Origin of the sequence: Actinocatenispora thailandica, from assembly GCF_016865425.1 — a bacterium.
Classification (GTDB): Bacteria; Actinomycetota; Actinomycetes; order Mycobacteriales; family Micromonosporaceae; genus Actinocatenispora; species Actinocatenispora thailandica.
On sequence record NZ_AP023355.1, the window covers coordinates 5874055 to 5892138 of the forward strand.

An 18084-nucleotide genomic window follows, 5' to 3' on the forward strand; every position below is an offset into this window, starting at 1 on the left:
ACCGGGCGCCCGGGCACCGGCACATAGGGTGCCGTTTCGTGAGTACGGGGTTCACCCGGCGCCGGTTGACCGACCGGGACGCCGGCACGGTGCTGGCATCGCTGCGCGCGTGGGAACCGTCGGCCGGCTGCGGGTGGCAGCTGCAGGCCGGCGACCTCGGCTGGGCGCTGCGGTTCGAACCGGCGATCCGGGACGAGCAGATCCGGGTGTGGTGGGACGCGACCGGGCGCCCCGCCGCGGTGATCCTGTGCGACCAGCCGGGCAGCGCCCGGTGCGCGGTCAACCCCGCGTACCTGCACGACTCGACGCTGGCCGACGCGGTGCTGGCCGACCTGTCCCGCCGGCTGGACCCGGCCGGCGGCGGCCCGTGGATCGACCCGCCGCCCGGCCCGGGGGCGCTGACCCGCGCGCTGCTCGCCGCCGGGTACGAGCCGGACCCGGACATCTGGCTGCACCTGTGGCGCCCGCTGCCCGGCGCGGCCCACCAGCCCCGGCCCGAACCGACGGTACGGGCGTTCCGGCCCGGCGACGCGGCGCAGCGGGTGGCGGTGCAGCACGCCGCGTTCCCGGGCTCGTCACTGACCGCGGAACGGTACCGGCGGCTGCGCGCGGTGCCCGACTACCGCGCCGAACTCGACCTGGTCGGTACGGTCGACGACCGGATCACCGCGTTCTGCCTGGCCTGGCTCGGGCCGCCGGGCGGCACCGCGCTGCTCGAACCGGCCGGTACCCATCCGGGGCACCGCCGGCGCGGCCACGCCAGCGCCGTGATCGTCGAGGCGTTCCGGCGGCTCGCCCGGCTCGGCGCGACCGGCGTCGCGGTACTGACCCCGGTCTCCAACCGGCCGGCCGTGGCGCTGTACCGGGCGCTCGGCTTCACCGCCGTCGCCGAGCGCCGCTCCTACTGGCCCGCCCCGGCACCGGCCTGACCCGGCCCGGACCGGGGCGGCCACGGTAGCGTGCGGGCGTGACTCGCGCGATTCTGTTCGACCTGTTCGGCACGCTGGTACCCGGCGACACCGGGGTGCAGCGGGACGAGGTGTCCCGGCGCATCTCCGCGGTGCTCGGCGTCGACCCGGAACGGTTCGCCGCCGAGGTACAGGCCAGCCGCAAGGACCGGTTCGCCGGACACCTCGGCGACCTCCCCGAGACGATGCGGACGCTCGCCGAACGGGTCGGCGGCCGGCCGTCCCCGGCCGCCGTGGACAGCGCGGTCCGGCAGCGGCTCGCCCTGGCCCGCCGCCAGCTGCACCCCGCCCCCGGCGTGCTGGCGGCGTTGGACGCGTTGCGTGGCAACGGTTGGCGGCTGGCGCTGGTGACCAACTGCAGCGCCGAGGTGCCGATGCTGTGGCGCGAGACCGAGTTCGCCGACCGGTTCGAACTGGCGGTGTTCTCCAGCACCCTGGGCCACGTCAAGCCGGACCCGCGCGCGTACCTGGCCGCGGTCGTCGCGCTGAACCTGCCGCCCGCCTCCTGCGCGTTCGTCGGCGACGGCGCCAGCGACGAGCTGGCCGGCGCCGCGGCGCTGGGCCTGCCGACCGTGCTGGCCGACACGGCGATCGCCGACCCGTGGGCGGACACCGGCAGCTGGACCGGGCCGCGGATCGGTTCCCTCGCCGACCTGCCCGCGCTGCTCGACGAGCTGGTGGCCGACGAGGACCGGTAGGTCTCGCGCCGGTCAGGACCCGTCGCGGTCGACCGGGACGAAGTCCCACGAGTGCGGCGGCCGGGGCACCAGCCGGGCCGGCGGCTCGGCGATCTCGGCCGGCCGGCCGCCCCACCGGGAGAGCAGCACGATGCGCTCGTCGCCGGACCGGAACACCTCGGTACCGAGGTGGCCGGGTGCCGCCGCGAGCGCCGGCACGACCGCCTCGTACACCCAGTCGAGCAGTTCGGCGAACTCCGCCGGGTGCGCCCTGGCCTCCCACATCCGCACCGTCACCATCTCAGCCACCGATCCGGTCGGCGAGCGAGACGGTCGTCACCGGCAGCGAGGAGTCGGCCGGTATGTCCAACCCGGACGGTGGTACCGCGGCGGCGACGAGATGCGACCCGAGCGCGGCGACCATCGCACCGTTGTCGGTGCACAGCTTCGGCCGCGGCACCCGAACCCGGATCCCGTACCGCTCGGCGCGTTCGGTGGCCATCGACCGCAGCCGCGAGTTCGCCGCCACCCCGCCGCCGATCAGCAGGGTGTCCACCCCGTTGCTGCGGCACGCGTCGATCGCCTTGCGGGACAGCACGTCGCACACCGCCTCCTGGAAGGACGCGGCGACGTCGTCCACCGGTACCGGCTCGCCGGTGCGTTCCCGTGCCTCGACCCAGCGGGCCACCGCGGTCTTCAGCCCGGAGAACGAGAAGTCGAACCGGTGCCGGGCCAGGTCGCGCGGCGAGGTCAGGCCGCGCGGGAAGTCGATCGCGACCGGGTCGCCGTTGCGGGCCGCCTTGTCGATCGGCGGGCCACCCGGGAACGGCAGCCCGAGCAGCCGGGCCACCTTGTCGAACGCCTCACCGGCCGCGTCGTCGATGGTGGCGCCGAGCGGCTCGACCCGGCCGGCCAGATCCTCCACCATCAGCAGCGAGGAATGGCCGCCGGACACCAGCATCGCGATCGCCGGCTCGGGCAGCGGCCCGTGCTCCAGGGTGTCCACCGCGACGTGCGCGGACAGGTGGTTCACCCCGTACAGCGGCTTGCCGGCGGCCAGCGCGTACGCCTTCGCCGCGGCGACGCCCACCAGCAGCGCACCGGCCAGCCCCGGGCCGGCGGTGACCGCGACGGCGTCCACATCGGACAGTCGTACGCCGGCGGTGTCGAGCGCCTCGCGCATGGTGCCGGCCATCGCCGCCAGGTGCGCCCGGCTCGCCACCTCCGGCACCACCCCGCCGTACTTGGCGTGCTCGGACATGCTGGACGCGATCGCGTCCGCCAGCAACGTCGTACCGCGCACCACGCCGATGCCGGTCTCGTCGCACGACGTCTCGATCCCGAGCACCAGCGGCTCATCGACGCTCATCGACGCTCCTCCTTCCCACGACGCCGACCAGACACCGCGGGGTGATCCCGATGGTTCGCTCACGCACCGCCCGAACCCTCCCTGCTCATCACCAACGCATCGGTGTTGCTCGGCTGGTAGTAGCCGCGACGCCGGCCGACCTCGACGAAGCCGTAGCGACCGTACAGCGTGCGGGCCGGGTCGTTGTCGACCGCGACCTCCAGCAGGACGTGCCGCGCGCCGCGCCGGTCCGCCTCGGCGAGCAGATCGTCCAGCAGCGCCCGGCCGACCCCGGCACGCTGCCTGTCCCGGCGTACCGCGATGTTCTGGATCCACGCCTCGTCCGGGCCGGTGACCGCGAGGCCGGCATAGCCGACGATGCCGGACGAGTCGCGGGCGATCCGGTAGTAGTGCCCGGACGCCAGTTCGTTCCAGAACATCGCCGCGCTCCACCGCTCCGCGCCGAACAGGTCGTCCTCGATCGGCAGCAGTTCGCGGATGTGCCACCAGCGCAACCGCTCGATCCGTATCGCGCTCACCGGCCCCGGCCCCGTTCCTCGCACCGGCCCCGGCTCACCGCGCCGAGACCGGCTTCGGCGCGGCGGCCGGCGTCACGTCGGGCCGGCGCAGGTACCGCGGGACCAGCGTCTCGGTCGGCGCCCCGGCCCGGATCCGGTCGGCGGCCAGCGCGACCAGCGCGGTACCGACCGGGTAGCGCGGCTCGTCGGCGACCGGCACGCCAAGGATCTCCGCGTACTTCGCGGCGCCGTCCCCGACCGCCCGCTCGACACCCGGCCCCCGGCCGGCGCGCCGCCCGCGGCCATGGCCGGTCCGGTGGCGACGTCGGCGGGCTTGGCCACCGCCGGCTCGGTCTGCCGGACCCCGTCCAGGTAGACCGCCCAGTAGATCTCCCGGCGGCGCGCGTCGGTGGCGACCAACACCCGGCCGGGGCCGGCAGCGGCGCCGAGCGCGTCCAGCGTGCACACGTCGTAGGTCGGGATCGCCAGGGTCTGGCCGAGCGCGGTCGCGGTGACCAGCCCGACCCGCAGCCCGGTGAACGGCCCCGGGCCGGTACCGGCGACCACGGCGGCGAGGTCGGCCGGCACGTGCCGGGTCGCGGTCAGCACTGTCTCGATCGCCGGCGCGAGCCGCTCCCCGTGCGCCTGGCCGCCCACCGTCACCTCGGTGGCCAGCTCCCGTACCCCGTCGTCGGTCACCTCGGCGAGCACCGCGGTCACCGCGGCGGTCGCCGTGTCAACACCCAATACCAGCACGTACCCATCCTGCCCCGTCGGTCCTCGCGGCCACGGGCCGACCTCTTACCACACCGCCGGCGGCCGGGCGCCGGGCCGGACCCGCCGCACCCGCCGCGCCCGGAACTGGCACCATCGGCGGATGAGCACATGGTCGCCGAGCAGGACATACGACAGCGAATCGGGCACCGTACGGTGGGACCGGTTCGGGCCCGACGACGCCGACCCGGTGGTGCTGCTGCACGGCACCCCGTTCTCTTCGTACGTGTGGCGCAACGTCGCCGCGGCCCTCGCCGCCACGCACCGGGTGTACGTCTGGGACATGCCGGGCTACGGCGGTTCGGCGATGTCCACCGGGCAGGACGTCTCGCTCGGCGCGCAGGCCCGGGTGTTCACCGAGCTGCTGGCGCACTGGCAGCTGGAGGCGCCGGCCGTGGTGGCGCACGACTTCGGCGGCGCCGTCGCGCTGCGCGCGTTGCTGCTGCACGGTGCCCGGTACCGCCGGCTCGGCCTGGTCGATCCGGTCGCGCTCGCGCCCTGGGGATCGCCGTTCTTCCGGCTGGTCGGTGCCAACTCCGCGGTGTTCGAGCAGCTGCCGCCGCACCTGCACGAGGCACTGGTCCGGCGCTACGTGTCGTCCGCGAGCTCGCCCGGCCTGCACCCGGCCACGCTGGACGCGCTGGTCGCACCGTGGCTCGGCGACGCCGGCCAGCCCGCCTTCTACCGGCAGATCGCCCAGGCCGACGAGCGCTACACCGACGAGTTCCACGACCGGCTCGGCGACCTCGACCTGCCGGTACTGGTCTGCTGGGGCGCCGACGACGAGTGGATCCCGCTCGACCGGGGGCGGCAGCTGGCCGGCCTGATCCCGTCGGCCGAGCTGGCCGTGATCGACGGTGCCGGCCACCTGGTCCAGGAGGACGCACCGGCCCAGCTCACCGCCGCCCTGCTGCCCTTCCTCACCGCCTGAGGAGCCGGCCGCGCCCTGAACCGGCGATCGCGGCGTGCCGGGGTGCCGGGCGGCTTCTCCTCAGAGGCCGGCGAGGCGTTCCGGCCAGTCGCCACCGTGCGGCACCAGGGTGACCGTGCGGGTGTCGTCGTCGAGACGGTCGATCCGCACCTCCAGGCGCGCGTCGGCCAGCTGCTCGACCAGCCCCGCACCCCACTCGACCACGGTCACCGACTCCTCGGTACTCGCGTCCAGGTCCAGGTCGTCGACCTCCAGCGCGCCGCCGAGCCGGTACGCGTCGACGTGCACCAGGGGCAGCGTCCCGCCGCGGGCCGGATCGGGCGGGTGCACCCGGGCGATCACGAACGTCGGGCTGGTGACGTCGCCGCGCACCCCCAGCCCGACACCGATGCCCTGGGTCAGCGCGGTCTTGCCGGCGCCGAGCGGGCCGACCAGCACGACCAGGTCGCCGGTGCGCAGCAGCCCGGCCAGCCGCTCGCCGAACGCCCGCGTGTCGTCCACTGTGGACAGTTCATGGTGGACGGTGTCGATCACGCACCACTCCTCTTCTTCGCGGCCGCCACGAGCAGCACCCGGAGCGGCTCGGCGACCGCCTCCGGGTACTCCAGCAGCGCCATGTGTCCGGCATCCGGCAGTACCAGCAGCGTCGCGTTCGGCAGCAGCCGGGTGATCTCCTGCGCGTGCGACAGCGGCGTGAACACGTCCTTGTCGCCCGCGATCACCAGCACCCGACTGTGCCGCAAGGCTTCCAGCGCCTGGTACCGGCGGTGCCCGTACAGCGTCTTGACGTAGCCGGCGATCGACTCGACCGAGGTACGCGCGTTCATCCGCTCCACGTAGCGCACCACGGCCGGGCTCGGCGCGGCACCGGCGAACCCGTACCGCCGGGTCAGCAGGTACGCGAGGTCGCCGGCGGCGTCGCGGGCCCGGTCGATGATCCCCGGAGTCAGCTTCGCCGCGTTCGCCAGCGCCGGCAGCAGGCTCGCCCGCGGCAGCAGTTTCGGCAACCCCAACGGAACCCCGGCCAGCTCACCGGCCGAGGTGGAGATGAGCGCCACGGCACGCACCCGGCCGTGCTGCTCGAACAGCTCCGGATGGCGCTCGGCCAGCGCCATGATCGTCATCCCGCCCATGGAGTGACCCACCAGCGCGACCGGCCCGTCCGGCGCGACCTCCTCCAGCACCCGCCACAACGCGCCGCCGAGCGCATCGATCGAGTACTCCCCGGCCGGGTGGCGGCCGGACCGGCCGTGCCCGGGCTGGTCGTACGCGACGATGCGCAGCCGCGGCGAGGTCAGCTCCGACAGCGCCTTGCGCTGGAAGTGGAACGTGCCGGAATCCAGCGCGTAGCCGTGCACGAACACGACGGTCAGCGCCGGCGAGCCCCGCCCCGGCGGCTCCACCACCTCGACGTGCAGATCCACCCCGTCGTCGGTGGTGACGATCAGCTCGGCGTCCACCGGCAGCGCGTCGAACGGCTCGTCCCGGTACGGGTCGGCCGCGGCGGGCGTGCGATCGCGCCGGGTCAGCAGCGCCCGCACCGCGATGCCACCGGCGACCCCGGCGGCCGCGGCGCCGACGGCCGCGCCGACCAGCCCGGCGGTACGGGCCCTGCTGCGTCGTTCGGCCATTACGACGCGCCGCCGACGTAGCGCCGCACCGCGCGCGAGACGCCCAGCCGGCACACCACCTCGTAGCTGATCGTGCCGACCACGTCGGCCCAGTCGTCGGCGGTCGGCTCGCCGTCGTCGCCCGGGCCGAACAGCACCGCGACGTCCCCGTCGGCCACCGGGTCGTCCCCCAGGTCGACCACGAACTGGTCCATGCAGACCCGCCCGGCGATCGTTCGGCGGGCGCCGCCGAGCCACACCTGCCCCGCGTTGCTCGCCGCCCGGAACACCCCGTCGGCGTAGCCGAGCGGGACCACCGCGAGCGTGCTCGGCCGCTCGGTGCGGTAGGTGTGCCCGTACGACACGCCGGCGCCCGCCGGCACCCGCTTGCCGATCAGCACCCGCGCCCGAACCGTCATCGCGGGCCGCAGCGGCGCCGCGGCCGGCCACCCGCGCACCGGCGACAGCCCGTAGCAGGCGATCCCCGGACGGACCAGGTCGAAGTGGGTGTCCGGCCTGGTCAACAGGCCCGCCGAGTTGGCCAGGTGGCGATGGGTCGGCCGCAGCCCGGCGCGCTCGGCGACCGCCAACGCGTCGTGGTACGCCGCGAGCTGCCGGTCGACGCTCGGATGCCCCGGCTCGTCCGCGCAGGCCAGGTGGCTCCACACGCCGACGACCTGCACCGCGCCGTCCGCCTGCGCCTTCGCCGCGGCGGTGACCAGGTCCAGCCAGCGATCCGCGGTCGCGCCGCCCCGGGACAGGCCGGTGTCGATCTTGAGGTGCACCCGGGCCGGCCGGCCGGCGGACCGCCCCGCCGCGGCGGCGTCGGCGAGGCCACCGAGCGTCGCGCAGGACAGGTCCACGTCTCGCCGCACCGCCGCGTCCACCGGGGTACCGGGCGCGATCAGCCAGGCCAGCAGCGGCGCCGTGATCCCCGCGTCACGCAGCTGGTACGCCTCGGGCAGGGTGGCCACGCCGAGCCAGCTCGCCCCGCCGCGCAGCGCCGCGCGGGCCGCCGGCACCGCGCCGTGCCCGTACCCGTCCGCCTTGACGACCGCCATCACCTCGGCCGACGTGAGCCCACCCAGCTGCGCCACGTTGCTCGCGATCGCGTCGAGATCGATCACCGCCTCGGCCTGCTCCATCCCCCCAGTGTTCCAGGTGCACCGCCCACCCCGCCCGCTGGCGCGCTGGTGGACGGGCGGGCGGCCGGCCCCGGCCGGGTCGGACCGAGGTGACGCCGCGCCGGGCCTCGAGCGGGTGGGCGACGGGGAGACAGGCGAACGGGGAGAGAGGCGTCTGGAACCTCTCTCCCCGTTCGACCCGGCGCCCGGACCATTCCGGTCGGTCCGGGTGCCAGGCCAAGGCGGCAATACCCCGCGAGGCGGGGAACGCCGCGCCCGGTGCCCGTCCGCACCCCCCAGTTCCGGGCGGGTACCGGCACGCGACGATCAACACCGCTGTGTGTGCGTCCCAACACGAATCGTTGTGGACCCTGGTCATGATGCCTGGCGATCTCCGCGCCGTCCACCGTCGATTCGTCGGCCCAGGCGCACACGGCACCGGCAGAACGACTCTGCGTAGCCGCATTCGTTCGCGGAAACGGCGCACACCGGACGGTCACCCGCCCCCGGAAGCGGTACGACCGCTACCCTGCGTGCCGTCCCGGCTTCCTCATCTGAAAGTGTTCGTCCTGCCGTTTCCGCTGGTCAGGGACCGGACAACGGGTCGAAGTGCGGACAGGACGTGCATCGCGGTCACGGGCCCGTGCCCGGCCGCCTCCCGGCCGGCGAGACCGTGCGCGAAGGCGGCGGCGATCGCGGCACGATCCGCCGGCAGCCCGGCCGCGAGCAGCGAGCCGAGCAGGCCGGACAGCACGTCGCCGGAACCGGCGGTGGCGAGCGCGGCGGTACCGGTCGAGTTGACCAGGCAGCGGCCGTCCGGCGTGGCGACCACCGTCCGGTCGCCCTTCAGCAGCACGATCACCCCCAGCCGGGCGGCCAACGCGCGCGCTGCCGCCGGTCGGTCGTCGCCCGGCTCGGCGCCGGACAACCGGGCGAACTCGCGGTCGTGCGGCGTCAGCACGGTCGGCGCGGCACGATCCCCGAGCCAACCGGCCGGATCCTCGGCCAGCAGCGTCAGGCCGTCCGCGTCCACGCACACCGGTACGTCGGCGGCGAGCGCCGCGCGCAGCTCGCCCTTCGCCCGCACGTCGGTACCGAGGCCGGAACCGACCACCCACGCCTGCACCCGGCCCGCGTCACCGACCCGGTCGGAGATCACCGCCGACGGCCAGGCCCGCCGCACGAAGTCGGCGGCGTGGCCGGCGTACCGGACGAAGCCGGCCGGACCCAGCAGCGCACCGCCGACCGACAGCACCGCCGCACCGCTGTACGCCTCGGAACCGGTCGCCACCCCGACCACCCCGCGGGTGTACTTGTCCGACAGCGGCCCCGGCACCGGCCAGTCGGCGCCGATGTCGCCGGCGTCCGGAACCGACAACACCGGTCCGGCCGGCGGCTCCAGCTGCGCCGGCAGGTAGGGACCCAGGCCGATGTCGATCAGCTCGACGAGCCCGGCCCGGGGCGCGGCCGGCCCCACCACCAGGCACGGCTTGTAGGTACCGAACGTGACGGTGACGTCGGCGCACACCGACTCGGCCGGCGCCGCGCCGGTGTCCACGTCGACCCCGGACGGTACGTCGACGGCCAGCACCGGCGCGCCCGTCTCGGCGACCGCCCGGACCGCCGCGAGGGCGTCCGGTCGCAGCCCCGGCCGGCCACCGATGCCGACGATGCCGTCGAGTACCAGGTCGACCGGGCCGGCCACCGAGTCGACCAGCCGGCCGCCGGCGGCGCGGAAGTCGGCCAGCCCGGCAGCGTGGGTGTGGTCGCCACCGAGCAGCAACGCCCGCACCTGCGCCCCGCGCCGGGCCAGCCGGGCACCGGCGAACAGCGTGTCCCCACCGTTGTTCCCCGCACCCACCAGCAGCAACACCCGCGACGAGTACACCCCGCGGTCGGCGAGCAGGCTCGCGGCCCGCACCGCGAGCCCGGCGGCGGCGCGCTGCATCAGCGCGCCGTCCGGCACCGTCGCCATCAGCGCCTGTTCCGCGGCGCGCACCTGCGCCACCCCGTACGCGTGCCTCATGACTCCCCCTCCGCGACGACCATGGCCGAGGCGATCCCCCGTCGTGCGACAGCGACAGGTGCCAGCGCTCGACGCCGTGTTCGGCGGCGGCGTCGGCGACGGTACCGGTGACCGCCAGCCACGGCCGGCCCGCCGAGTCGACGACCACCTCGCAGTCGCGCCAGTTCAGCCCGGCCGGTGCGCCGAGCGCCTTGGCCACCGCCTCCTTGGCCGCGAACCGGGCGGCCAGCGACTCCGGCGCGCGCGGACGGCCGACCGCCGTCACCCGCTCGTCGTCGGTGAACAACCGGTCCACCAGCATCGGCGTCCGCAGCAGCGCCCGCGCGAACCGCTCGACCAACACCACGTCCACTCCCACCCCGATGATCACGGCTCCACCCTGACACACCGCGGCGGGGCGTGAGCAACGTCGGCTGTGGCAGCCTGGAAGCCCACCCGCACCGCCTGCCGGCACCGCCCGTCGGCACCGCCCGCCCCCGGCACCCGCCCGACCGCCTCGCCTGCCGCCCGTATCACCTGGAGGAACGTGCCGATGACCGATCCGGACGACTACGACGAGAACCTCTGGCTGGAGGAGATCGACTCGCCGCGCGCGCTCGGCTGGGTCCGGGAACGCAACGCGGAGACGATCGCCGCGCTGTCCGGACCGGAGTTCGAGACGCTGCGGGCGTCGATCCGGGAGGTGCTCGACGCCGACGACCGGATCCCCTATGTCACCCGGCGCGGGGCGTACCGGTACAACTTCTGGCGCGACGCGGAGCACCCGCGCGGGCTGTGGCGCCGCACCACACCCGAGTCGTACCGCAGCGAGCAGCCGGTGTGGGAGACGGTGCTGGACGTCGACCGGCTCGCCGCCGACGAGGGCGAGAACTGGGTCTGGGACGGCGCGACCGTGCTGCGGCCGGACTACACCCGGGCGCTGGTGTCGCTGTCCCGGGGCGGGGCGGACGCCAGCGTGGTCCGCGAGTACGACCTCGCCCGGCGCGAGTTCGTCGCCGACGGTTTCGTGCTGCCGGAGGCGAAGACGTCGATCGACTGGATCGACGCGGACCGCATCTACGTCGCCACCGACTTCGGCCCCGACACCCTGACCACCGCCGGGCTGCCCCGCACCGTACGGGAATGGCGCCGCGGCACGCCGCTCGCCGACGCCGAGCTGGTGTACGCCGGCGAGCCCACCGACTCCGGCGTCTCGGCGTGGCACGACGACACCCCGGGCTTCGAACGCGACTTCGTCTCCCGTTCGGTCGACTTCTACCGCACCGAGTGGTACCTGCGCGACGGTGCCGCGCTGCGCCGCATCCCGGTGCCGGACGACGCGATCGCCGCCGTGCAGCGCGACTGGCTGCTGATCGAGCTGCGCTCCGACTGGCCGGTGGCCGGCACCACGCACCCGGCCGGTTCGCTGCTCGCCACCCGGTTCGAGGAGTTCCTCGCCGGCGGTGCCACAGCCGCACCCGAGCTGGTGGTGCTGTTCGCACCGGACGACCACACCGCGCTCGCCGGCTGGTCCTGGACCCGGCACCGGCTGATCGTCACCGAACTGCGGGACGTGTCGAGCCACCTGCGGGTACTCACACCCGCCGAATCGGGGCCGTGGCACGCGGCGACGCTGACCGCGCTGCCGGCGCACAGCGACGCGTCCGCGTTCGGTACCGACAGCGACGAGGACGACGAGTACCAGCTCACCGTGGAAAGCTTCCTGACCCCGTCCACCGTGCACCTCGGCACCGCGGGCGCGGGCGACGCGGTACCGGTGAAGCACGAGCCGCGCTACTTCGACGCGACCGGGCTGGCGGTGCGGCAGCAGTTCACCGCCTCGGCGGACGGCACGAAGGTGCCGTACTTCGTGGTCGGGCCGGACACCGACGAGCCGCTGCCGACCCTGCTGTACGGCTACGGCGGCTTCGAGATCTCCCTGCTGCCAGGCTATTCCGGCGTCATCGGCCGGGCCTGGCTGGCCCGCGGCTTCCGGTACGCGGTGGCGAACACCCGCGGCGGCGCCGAGTACGGCTCGCCCTGGCACACCGCCGCGCTGCGCGCGAACCGGCGCCGGGTGTACGACGACTTCGCCGCGGTGGCAACGGATCTGACCGAGCGCGGGCTCACCACACCGAGCCGGCTCGGCATCCTCGGCGGCAGCAACGGTGGGCTGCTGACCGCGCTGATGGCGATGCGCCGGCCGGAGCTGTTCGGCGCCGCCGTCAGCGAGGTGCCGCTGACCGACATGCGCCGCTACCACCGGCTGCTCGCCGGCGCGCTGTGGGTGCCCGAGTACGGCGACCCGGACGTCGCCGACGACTGGGCGTTCCTGCGCGAGTTCTCGCCGTACCACCAGATCCGGCCGGACGGCGAGTATCCGCCACTGCTGTTCACCACTTCCACCCGGGACGACCGGGTGCACCCCGGCCACGCCCGCAAGATGGTCGCCCGGCTGCGGGCGGCCGGCCACGACGTGTCGTACTACGAGAACATCGAGGGCGGCCACGCCGGGGCCGCCGACAACGCCCAGGCCGCGTTCCTGTCCGCCCTCGTGCACCACTTCCTGCACCGCCACCTGGCCGGCACCGAGTGTCCCCGGTAGACGGTCAGGACCAGATGTCCTGCGGACCGAACCGGCCACCGGCCAGCAGCCGGGCGAGGTCGGCCAGCACCGTCGCCGCCGCGGCCAGGTGCCACTCGGACGAGCGGCCCTTGGCCGTCGCGGCGACCATCCGGGCACACGCGGTGCCGAGCACCTCCGCCGCCACCGGCAGCGGCCCGGCCAGCAGCCGGGCGGCTGCGGCGATCCCCGCCGCGACGGCCGGATCCGTGTCGTCGAACCGGGTCTGCGCGGTGGCGTCGGCGGCGAACCGCTCGGCCCTCGCTGCGTCGTCGGTGAGCACCGCGCAGCACGCCAGCAGCCACGCCCGGTCGACCGGATCGCCGCAACCGTAGGCGATCCGTACCGCCTCCTCGACGGTCGCGGCATCGCAGCGCGGGCCGCCGGTCAGCACCTGGTAGGTCAGGACGGAGACCCAGGTGTTCGGCGTGGCCTGCGTCCGCGCGCACCGCAGCGCCTCCGCGGCCAGCTCGGCACCCCGGTCCGGATCGACCGCCGCGACGGTGACCGCAGCCGAGGCCAGCATGCTCGCCCGGGCGTCCGGGTCGTCCAGGTAGCCAGCGAGTCGCACCGCGCGCGCCGGATCGACCAGCGCCGCCGCCTGCCCGACCGACAGCAGGCCGTCCCGGCGCTGCTGCTGGTCCGCGATCCCCTCGACGAGCAACTCGGCGACCTCGATCAGCGCGGCGGCGCGGGCCGGCAGCACCGGCCGCAGGCCCGTGGCGAGATCCGCCAACGCCATCACCTGCCAGTACGGGTCGGGCGCGGCCAGCGCCGTCCGCGCCGCCGCGGACCCCAGCGGAGCCAGCTCGGGCAGTTCGGCCGCGGCCAACCCGACCAGCACCTCGCCGAGCGCGCCGGCCCGGAACCGGACGTCGTGGGTGGTCCGGGCGACCGCGTCGGCCTCGACCGCGAGCTGCCGGGCCCGATCCGGCGCCACCGACGCCATCGCGGCGGCCAGGTGCGCCAACGCCGGCGCCCGGTCGGCCGGCGCGGACACCCGGCGGGCGAGCTGCTCCGCCTGGGCCAGCAGCCGGTACGCCTGGTCGGCCCGGACCCGCCGCGGGTCCGCCGGGCCGCCTACCGGGGCGGACCGGGCGAGCAGCCCGAGCAGCGCGCCGTGCACGCCGACCAGTTCCGGCTGGTTGACTCCGGTGGGCGCCACCCCCAGCTCGCGATGCAGCACGGTGGCCACCAGCGGCATCCGGCTCATCCCGCCCACCAGGAACATCGGCCCGGGCAGCGGCAGTGCCAGGCCGGCCGCCCGGAGCACCGCCCGCAGCGCCTCGACGGCGTCGCCGACCATCGGCTCGGCGATGCCCTCCAGCTCGGCGCGGGAGATCGGGGCGTCGACGCCGACCAGCGGTACGTGCACGCTCGCCTGCGGGGTGCGGGACAGCATCTCCTTCGCGGCCCGTACGTCGTCGAGCAGCTGCTGCCGCGCCCGCCGGTCGTCCGGCGTGTCCGGCACCCGGAGCCGCTGCCACCCGGCGGGATCCCGCTCCCGGTGGGTGCGGTCGAGGTGGTCGATCAGCTCGTCGTCCAGGTCCAGCCCGCCGGCCTCGGCGAGCCGTTCGGTCGCCAGGATCCGGTCGCCGAACACCACCGAGACTGCGGCGGTACCGCCGAGATCGAGCACGGTCAGCGGCGCGGCCTGGGCGCCGAACAGCCGGTGGAAGTACCGGGCGGCGGCGATCGGCGCCGCCTCCAGCAGCGCCCTGCCCAGTCCCGCCGACTCCGCTGCCACCGTCAGCACCGACCGTTCCCGCTCTGCCCAGCCGGCCGGGCACAGCAGCACCACCGTGCCGGGCGCGGCTCCGCCGACCCGGGCCGCTTCCGCGGCGACCCGGCCGAGCACCGCCGCCAGCGCCGTGACGACCGGTACGTCGGCGCCCAGCTTCACCGTCTCGTCGGCGATGCGCAGCAGCGGGTTCGGCTCGTACCGCTCCGGGGCGAGCCGGGCGGCGTGCACCGCGTCCCGGCCGGCGAGCAGGCCTCCGTCGGGTTGGGCGAACACCGCCGACGGCAGCAGCGGCGAGGAGTCGAACAGCAGCGGTTCGACCCGCCCGTCCGGGTGGCCCAGCATCGCCACCGTGTGCACCGCGCCCAGCTGGACCGCCAGCCCGCATCCCACCGCCATCGGGGCCCTCCGTCCGATCGGCGCGCAGGCCACGCCTGCCGTACCGCTCCGACCGTAGCCACCCCGGCCAACAGCCGACACCCGGCGACGACCAGCGCTGTTGTTAGCGTGGACGGATGGAACATCGGAGACTGGGTGGTAGCGGGTTGCAGGTCAGCGCCGTCACGTACGGCAACTGGCTGACCCACGGCAAGGACACCGAGCGGGTGGCGCGGGAGTGCGTCGCCGCCGCGCTCGACGCCGGCATCACCACGTTCGACACCGCCGACGTGTACGGCGCGCCCGACTACGGCGCCGCCGAGGAGGTGCTGGGCGGTGCGCTGGCGTCGGTGCGCCGGGCCGGCTACGTGCTGTGCACCAAGGTGTGTGGCCGCACCGGGCCGGGCGCGAACGACCAGGGCCTGTCCCGCAAGCACATCCTGGAGAGCTGCGACGCCTCGCTGCGCCGGCTCGGCACCGACCACATCGACCTGTACCAGGCGCACCGGTACGACGACGGCACGCCGCTGGAGGAGACCATGGTCGCGTTCGCCGACCTGGTACGGCAGGGCAAGGTCGGCTACCTCGGTACCTCGGAGTGGCGGCCGGACCAGATCGAGGCGGCCGCCGCGCTCGCCGCCGAGCTGCGGGTGCCGCTGATCTCCAACCAGCCGCAGTACTCGATGCTCTGGCGGGTGATCGAGCCCGAGGTGGTGCCGACCTGCGAGCGGCTCGGCATCGGCCAGATCGTCTGGTCGCCGGTCGCGCAGGGCGTGCTGACCGGCAAGTACCTGCCGGGCCAGCCGCTACCCGCGGGCAGCCGGGCGACCCAGGAGCGCGGCGGCCGGTTCGTCGGCCGGTACCTGGGCGACGCCGTGCTGTCCGCCGTGCAGCGGCTGCGGCCGATCGCCGACGAGCACGGGTTGACGCTGGCGCAGCTGGCGATCCGCTGGGTGCTGACGAACCCGGCGGTGTCCAGCGCGATCCTCGGCGCCTCCCGGCCGGAGCAGGTGCGCGACAACGCGGTGGCGGCCGGCGCGGTGCTGGACGCGGACACGCTGGCCCGCATCGACGCCGCGTTCGTCGACCCCGACCTCGGCGACCTGGTCGAACGCGATCCCGGCAAGATCGCCACCCCGTTCGCGGTCCGGGACGGCTGGCAGCGCGGCTGACCGTCCGTCCACAGTAGACAGAAAGTGCCGGGTTCGCCCGCACCGTGGGCGGACCCGGCTCACCGTTTCGGCGGGGCCGGCAGGGTGCGGGCGCACCCGGCGAAGTCGGCCACCAGCCGGTTGCGATCGCCGGCCCGGGTCGCGAGTACCACGTGGCTCGGCTCCACCCCGTCCAGCGGCACCACGGTCAGATCGGCCCGGAGCATCTCGATACCGTTCACGACGGGCACGATGGCCACCGCCGCACCGGCCGCGACGAGTTCGATCTTGTCCTCGACCGACTCGATGTACGGGCCGTCCGGTGCCGGGCTGCCGTCCGGGCGCGGGTCGATGCGCCAGAACGCGTCCCACTCGGGGTCGGCCGCCCGGGTCACCGGCTCGTCGGCGATGTCGGCGAGCGTGACCGACCGGCGGCCGGCGAGTCGGTGGTCGGCCGGCAGCAGCAGCGCCCGCGGCTCGTCGTACAGGATCGTCACGTGCAGCCCGTCCGGCGCCAGCGGCAACCGGGTGACGACGGCATCGACCCGGTGGTCCAGCAGGGCGGCCCGCGGCTCGTCCAGGTTCAGGTGGCGGGTTGCGATCTCGGCGTCCGGGTGCCGGCGGCGCAACTCGCGGACGGCCGGGGTGACGATGATGTTCGTGGTGAAGCCGATCGTGACCCGGCTCGGGTCGGCCGCGGCCCGGGTCCGGGCCACCGCCTTCGCCGCCGCGGCCAGCATCGAGCGGGCCAGCGGCAGGAACACGGCACCGGCTTCGGTGAGCGCGGTGCCCTGCGGCGAACGGTCCAGCAGCCGCGCCCCGACGCCCTGCTCCAGCCGCCGGATCTGGCGGCTGAGCGACGACTGGGTCAGGTGCAGCTCGGTCGCGGCGCGGCCGAAGTGGCGGTGCGTGGCGACCACCACGAAGCACCGGACGAGCCGCAGGTCCAACTCGGCGTTCGTCATGCGTCCAGCGTAACCACCCGAGGCGCCCGGTCTCACCTCTGAATATTGCTGCTGAACTGCGATGATGCATGAATCGAGATGCGCTGTGCGGATCTCTCATTGGACCCTGCGCACGGCGCCCCCGCACGATGGACAGGGCCGCAGACCGCGGCCTCGCACCGTCGAACGAGCGGACCGCAACGATGAACGAGATCTGGATCCTCGGCGCGACCGGCCGGACCGGCCGCGCCATCGCCGCCCGACTGGCCGCCAGCGCCACCCCGGTACTGGTCGGGCGGGACCGGGCGCGCCTCGCGGCGCTGGCCGACACGTTCCCCGGGCCGGCCCGGGTGGTACCTGCCGGATCGGTCGACGAGGCAGCCGCCCGGCTGCGGGACGCCGCGCCGCCGGTCGTGGTGAACACGATCGGCCCGTTCACCAGCACCATGCCGGCGGTCGTCGCGGCGCTGCCGCCCGGCACCCACTACGTCGACCTGGCGAACGAGCTGCCCGCGGTCGCCGGGCTGCTCGACCGGCACGACGACGCCGTCGCCGGCCGGCACTGCCTCGTCACCGGCGGCGGCTACGGCGTGCTCGGCACCGAAAGCGTGGTACGCCGGTTGTGCGCGGACCGGCCGACCCCCGCCCGGGTCCGCGTCGACGCGGTACCCATGGTGCGCAACGAACCCGGCCGGTTGGGGCCGGCGCTCGCCGCGAGCATCGTCGACGGCCTCGCCGCCGGCGGACTCCGGTACGAGCGGGGCCGGCTGGTGCGGACCCGGCTCGGCAACGACCCGGCCCGGCTGACCCTCCCGGACGGTACGACCGCGCGCACCGCCGGCGTGCCGACCGGCGAGCTGGTGGCCGCGCAGCGGGCCAGCGGCGCCCCGGCGGTGGTGGCCGCGTCGAGCATGGCGCCGTCGGGTACGGCGGCCCGGGCGGTGCTGCCGGCCGTGACGGCGCTGCTGTCCCGGCCGTCGATCGGCGGCTTCGCGAAGCGCCGGTTGGCCCGCGTCCAGGTCGCCGACCGGCCGCCGGCCCGCCCGTTCACCTGGGCGCACGCCCGCGCCTGGTGGTCGGACGGCAGCAGCCGGGAGGGGTGGCTGCGGGCCGGCGACGCGATGGCGTTCACCGTGGCTACCGCCGCGACGCTGGCCGAACGGCTCGCGGCCGGCGCCGGCCGCCCCGGTGCGTACACCCCGGCCGCGCTGTTCGGTCCCGACCTCGCCGTCACCGCGGGCGCCGAGTTCCTCCTCGACCCCGCGCGCACAGCGGACTGACCCGATCGCGCC

Annotated in this window: 15 protein-coding genes and 2 pseudogenes; 6 read left to right on the forward strand and 11 right to left on the reverse strand. The window is 75.3% G+C overall.

Annotated features, from left to right (window positions below):
* The first annotated feature begins 38 nt into the window (after nt 1–38).
* Nucleotides 39–929 carry a GNAT family N-acetyltransferase gene (locus Athai_RS26190; protein ID WP_203963966.1) on the forward strand — a complete coding sequence of 297 codons (891 nt, stop codon included), beginning with the start codon at nt 39–41 and terminating at the stop codon, nt 927–929.
* A gap of 38 nt (nt 930–967) precedes the next feature.
* Nucleotides 968–1666, forward strand: a complete 699-nt coding sequence (locus Athai_RS26195) for an HAD family hydrolase (protein WP_203963967.1) — start codon at nt 968–970, stop codon at nt 1664–1666.
* A gap of 12 nt (nt 1667–1678) precedes the next feature.
* On the opposite strand, the gene Athai_RS26200 is transcribed toward Athai_RS26195, so the two are convergent.
* From Athai_RS26200 to tsaB, 4 genes and pseudogenes are all read right to left on the reverse strand, one after another.
* Nucleotides 1679–1945 carry an antibiotic biosynthesis monooxygenase gene (locus tag Athai_RS26200; protein ID WP_420829801.1) on the reverse strand — a complete coding sequence of 89 codons (267 nt, stop codon included), beginning with the start codon at nt 1943–1945 and terminating at the stop codon, nt 1679–1681.
* Nucleotide 1946: 1 nt separating this feature from the next.
* Entirely contained in the window at nt 1947–3014 is a 1068-nt protein-coding gene (tsaD, locus tag Athai_RS26205) for a tRNA (adenosine(37)-N6)-threonylcarbamoyltransferase complex transferase subunit TsaD (RefSeq protein ID WP_203963968.1), read from the reverse strand.
* A gap of 59 nt (nt 3015–3073) precedes the next feature.
* A complete protein-coding gene (gene rimI / locus Athai_RS26210; RefSeq protein WP_203963969.1) occupies nt 3074–3532 on the reverse strand; it encodes a ribosomal protein S18-alanine N-acetyltransferase in 459 nt (152 codons plus the stop codon).
* A gap of 34 nt (nt 3533–3566) precedes the next feature.
* A pseudogene (tsaB, locus tag Athai_RS26215) lies at nt 3567–4267 on the reverse strand (tRNA (adenosine(37)-N6)-threonylcarbamoyltransferase complex dimerization subunit type 1 TsaB).
* Nucleotides 4268–4388: 121 nt separating this feature from the next.
* Here tsaB and Athai_RS26220 point away from each other — a divergent pair.
* Nucleotides 4389–5216, forward strand: a complete 828-nt coding sequence (locus Athai_RS26220) for an alpha/beta fold hydrolase (RefSeq protein ID WP_239157175.1) — start codon at nt 4389–4391, stop codon at nt 5214–5216.
* 60 nt (nt 5217–5276) lie between these two features.
* On the opposite strand, the gene tsaE is transcribed toward Athai_RS26220, so the two are convergent.
* The 5 genes and pseudogenes from tsaE to Athai_RS26245 all read right to left on the reverse strand — a co-directional run bounded on the left by tsaE (nt 5277) and on the right by Athai_RS26245 (nt 10346).
* On the reverse strand, nt 5277–5750 hold the full coding sequence (tsaE, locus tag Athai_RS26225) for a tRNA (adenosine(37)-N6)-threonylcarbamoyltransferase complex ATPase subunit type 1 TsaE (RefSeq protein ID WP_203963970.1): 474 nt from the start codon (nt 5748–5750) through the stop codon (nt 5277–5279).
* A complete protein-coding gene (locus Athai_RS26230) occupies nt 5747–6847 on the reverse strand; it encodes an alpha/beta fold hydrolase (RefSeq protein WP_203963971.1) in 1101 nt (366 codons plus the stop codon). The genes tsaE and Athai_RS26230 overlap by 4 nt, the downstream gene beginning before the upstream one ends.
* Nucleotides 6847–7971 carry an alanine racemase gene (alr, locus tag Athai_RS26235; RefSeq protein ID WP_203963972.1) on the reverse strand — a complete coding sequence of 375 codons (1125 nt, stop codon included), beginning with the start codon at nt 7969–7971 and terminating at the stop codon, nt 6847–6849. Before alr ends, Athai_RS26230 begins: the two co-directional genes overlap by 1 nt.
* Before the next feature lie 529 nt (nt 7972–8500).
* Complete coding sequence (locus tag Athai_RS26240) at nt 8501–9976, reverse strand: NAD(P)H-hydrate dehydratase (RefSeq protein ID WP_203963973.1); 1476 nt, start codon at nt 9974–9976, stop codon at nt 8501–8503.
* Nucleotides 9973–10346: pseudogene (locus Athai_RS26245) on the reverse strand (holo-ACP synthase). The gene Athai_RS26240 and the pseudogene Athai_RS26245 overlap by 4 nt, the downstream one beginning before the upstream one ends.
* A gap of 162 nt (nt 10347–10508) precedes the next feature.
* Between Athai_RS26245 and Athai_RS26250 the strand changes: the two are divergent.
* A complete protein-coding gene (locus Athai_RS26250) occupies nt 10509–12560 on the forward strand; it encodes a prolyl oligopeptidase family serine peptidase (RefSeq protein WP_203963974.1) in 2052 nt (683 codons plus the stop codon).
* A 4-nt stretch (nt 12561–12564) separates the two neighbouring features.
* Here Athai_RS26250 and Athai_RS34920 read toward each other — a convergent pair whose 3' ends face one another.
* Nucleotides 12565–14718, reverse strand: coding sequence for an Hsp70 family protein (locus Athai_RS34920; RefSeq protein ID WP_203963975.1), 2154 nt, complete (start codon nt 14716–14718; stop codon nt 12565–12567).
* Nucleotides 14719–14834: 116 nt separating this feature from the next.
* On the opposite strand from Athai_RS34920, the gene Athai_RS26260 reads away from it, so the two are divergent.
* On the forward strand, nt 14835–15869 hold the full coding sequence (locus Athai_RS26260; protein ID WP_203963976.1) for an aldo/keto reductase family protein: 1035 nt from the start codon (nt 14835–14837) through the stop codon (nt 15867–15869).
* Nucleotides 15870–15928: 59 nt separating this feature from the next.
* Here the strand turns inward: Athai_RS26260 and Athai_RS26265 are convergent, their stop codons facing one another.
* Nucleotides 15929–16813 carry a LysR family transcriptional regulator gene (locus Athai_RS26265; protein ID WP_203963977.1) on the reverse strand — a complete coding sequence of 295 codons (885 nt, stop codon included), beginning with the start codon at nt 16811–16813 and terminating at the stop codon, nt 15929–15931.
* A gap of 182 nt (nt 16814–16995) precedes the next feature.
* On the opposite strand from Athai_RS26265, the gene Athai_RS26270 reads away from it, so the two are divergent.
* Nucleotides 16996–18072, forward strand: coding sequence for a saccharopine dehydrogenase NADP-binding domain-containing protein (locus Athai_RS26270; RefSeq protein WP_203963978.1), 1077 nt, complete (start codon nt 16996–16998; stop codon nt 18070–18072).
* Nucleotides 18073–18084 lie beyond the last annotated feature (12 nt).

Bases quoted from the DNA above. Each gene is read 5' to 3' on its own strand.
- Athai_RS26200 (WP_420829801.1), bottom strand. From the start codon at position 1,945: ATGGTGACGGTGCGGATGTGGGAGGCCAGGGCGCACCCGGCGGAGTTC.
- tsaD (WP_203963968.1), bottom strand. From the start codon at position 3,014: ATGAGCGTCGATGAGCCGCTGGTGCTCGGGATCGAGACGTCGTGCGAC.
- Athai_RS26220 (WP_239157175.1), top strand. From the start codon at position 4,389: ATGAGCACATGGTCGCCGAGCAGGACATACGACAGCGAATCGGGCACC.
- Athai_RS26230 (WP_203963971.1), bottom strand. From the start codon at position 6,847: ATGGCCGAACGACGCAGCAGGGCCCGTACCGCCGGGCTGGTCGGCGCG.
- alr (WP_203963972.1), bottom strand. From the start codon at position 7,971: ATGGAGCAGGCCGAGGCGGTGATCGATCTCGACGCGATCGCGAGCAAC.
- Athai_RS26240 (WP_203963973.1), bottom strand. From the start codon at position 9,976: ATGAGGCACGCGTACGGGGTGGCGCAGGTGCGCGCCGCGGAACAGGCG.
- Athai_RS26250 (WP_203963974.1), top strand. From the start codon at position 10,509: ATGACCGATCCGGACGACTACGACGAGAACCTCTGGCTGGAGGAGATC.
- Athai_RS34920 (WP_203963975.1), bottom strand. From the start codon at position 14,718: ATGGCGGTGGGATGCGGGCTGGCGGTCCAGCTGGGCGCGGTGCACACG.
- Athai_RS26260 (WP_203963976.1), top strand. From the start codon at position 14,835: ATGGAACATCGGAGACTGGGTGGTAGCGGGTTGCAGGTCAGCGCCGTC.
- Athai_RS26265 (WP_203963977.1), bottom strand. From the start codon at position 16,813: ATGACGAACGCCGAGTTGGACCTGCGGCTCGTCCGGTGCTTCGTGGTG.
- Athai_RS26270 (WP_203963978.1), top strand. From the start codon at position 16,996: ATGAACGAGATCTGGATCCTCGGCGCGACCGGCCGGACCGGCCGCGCC.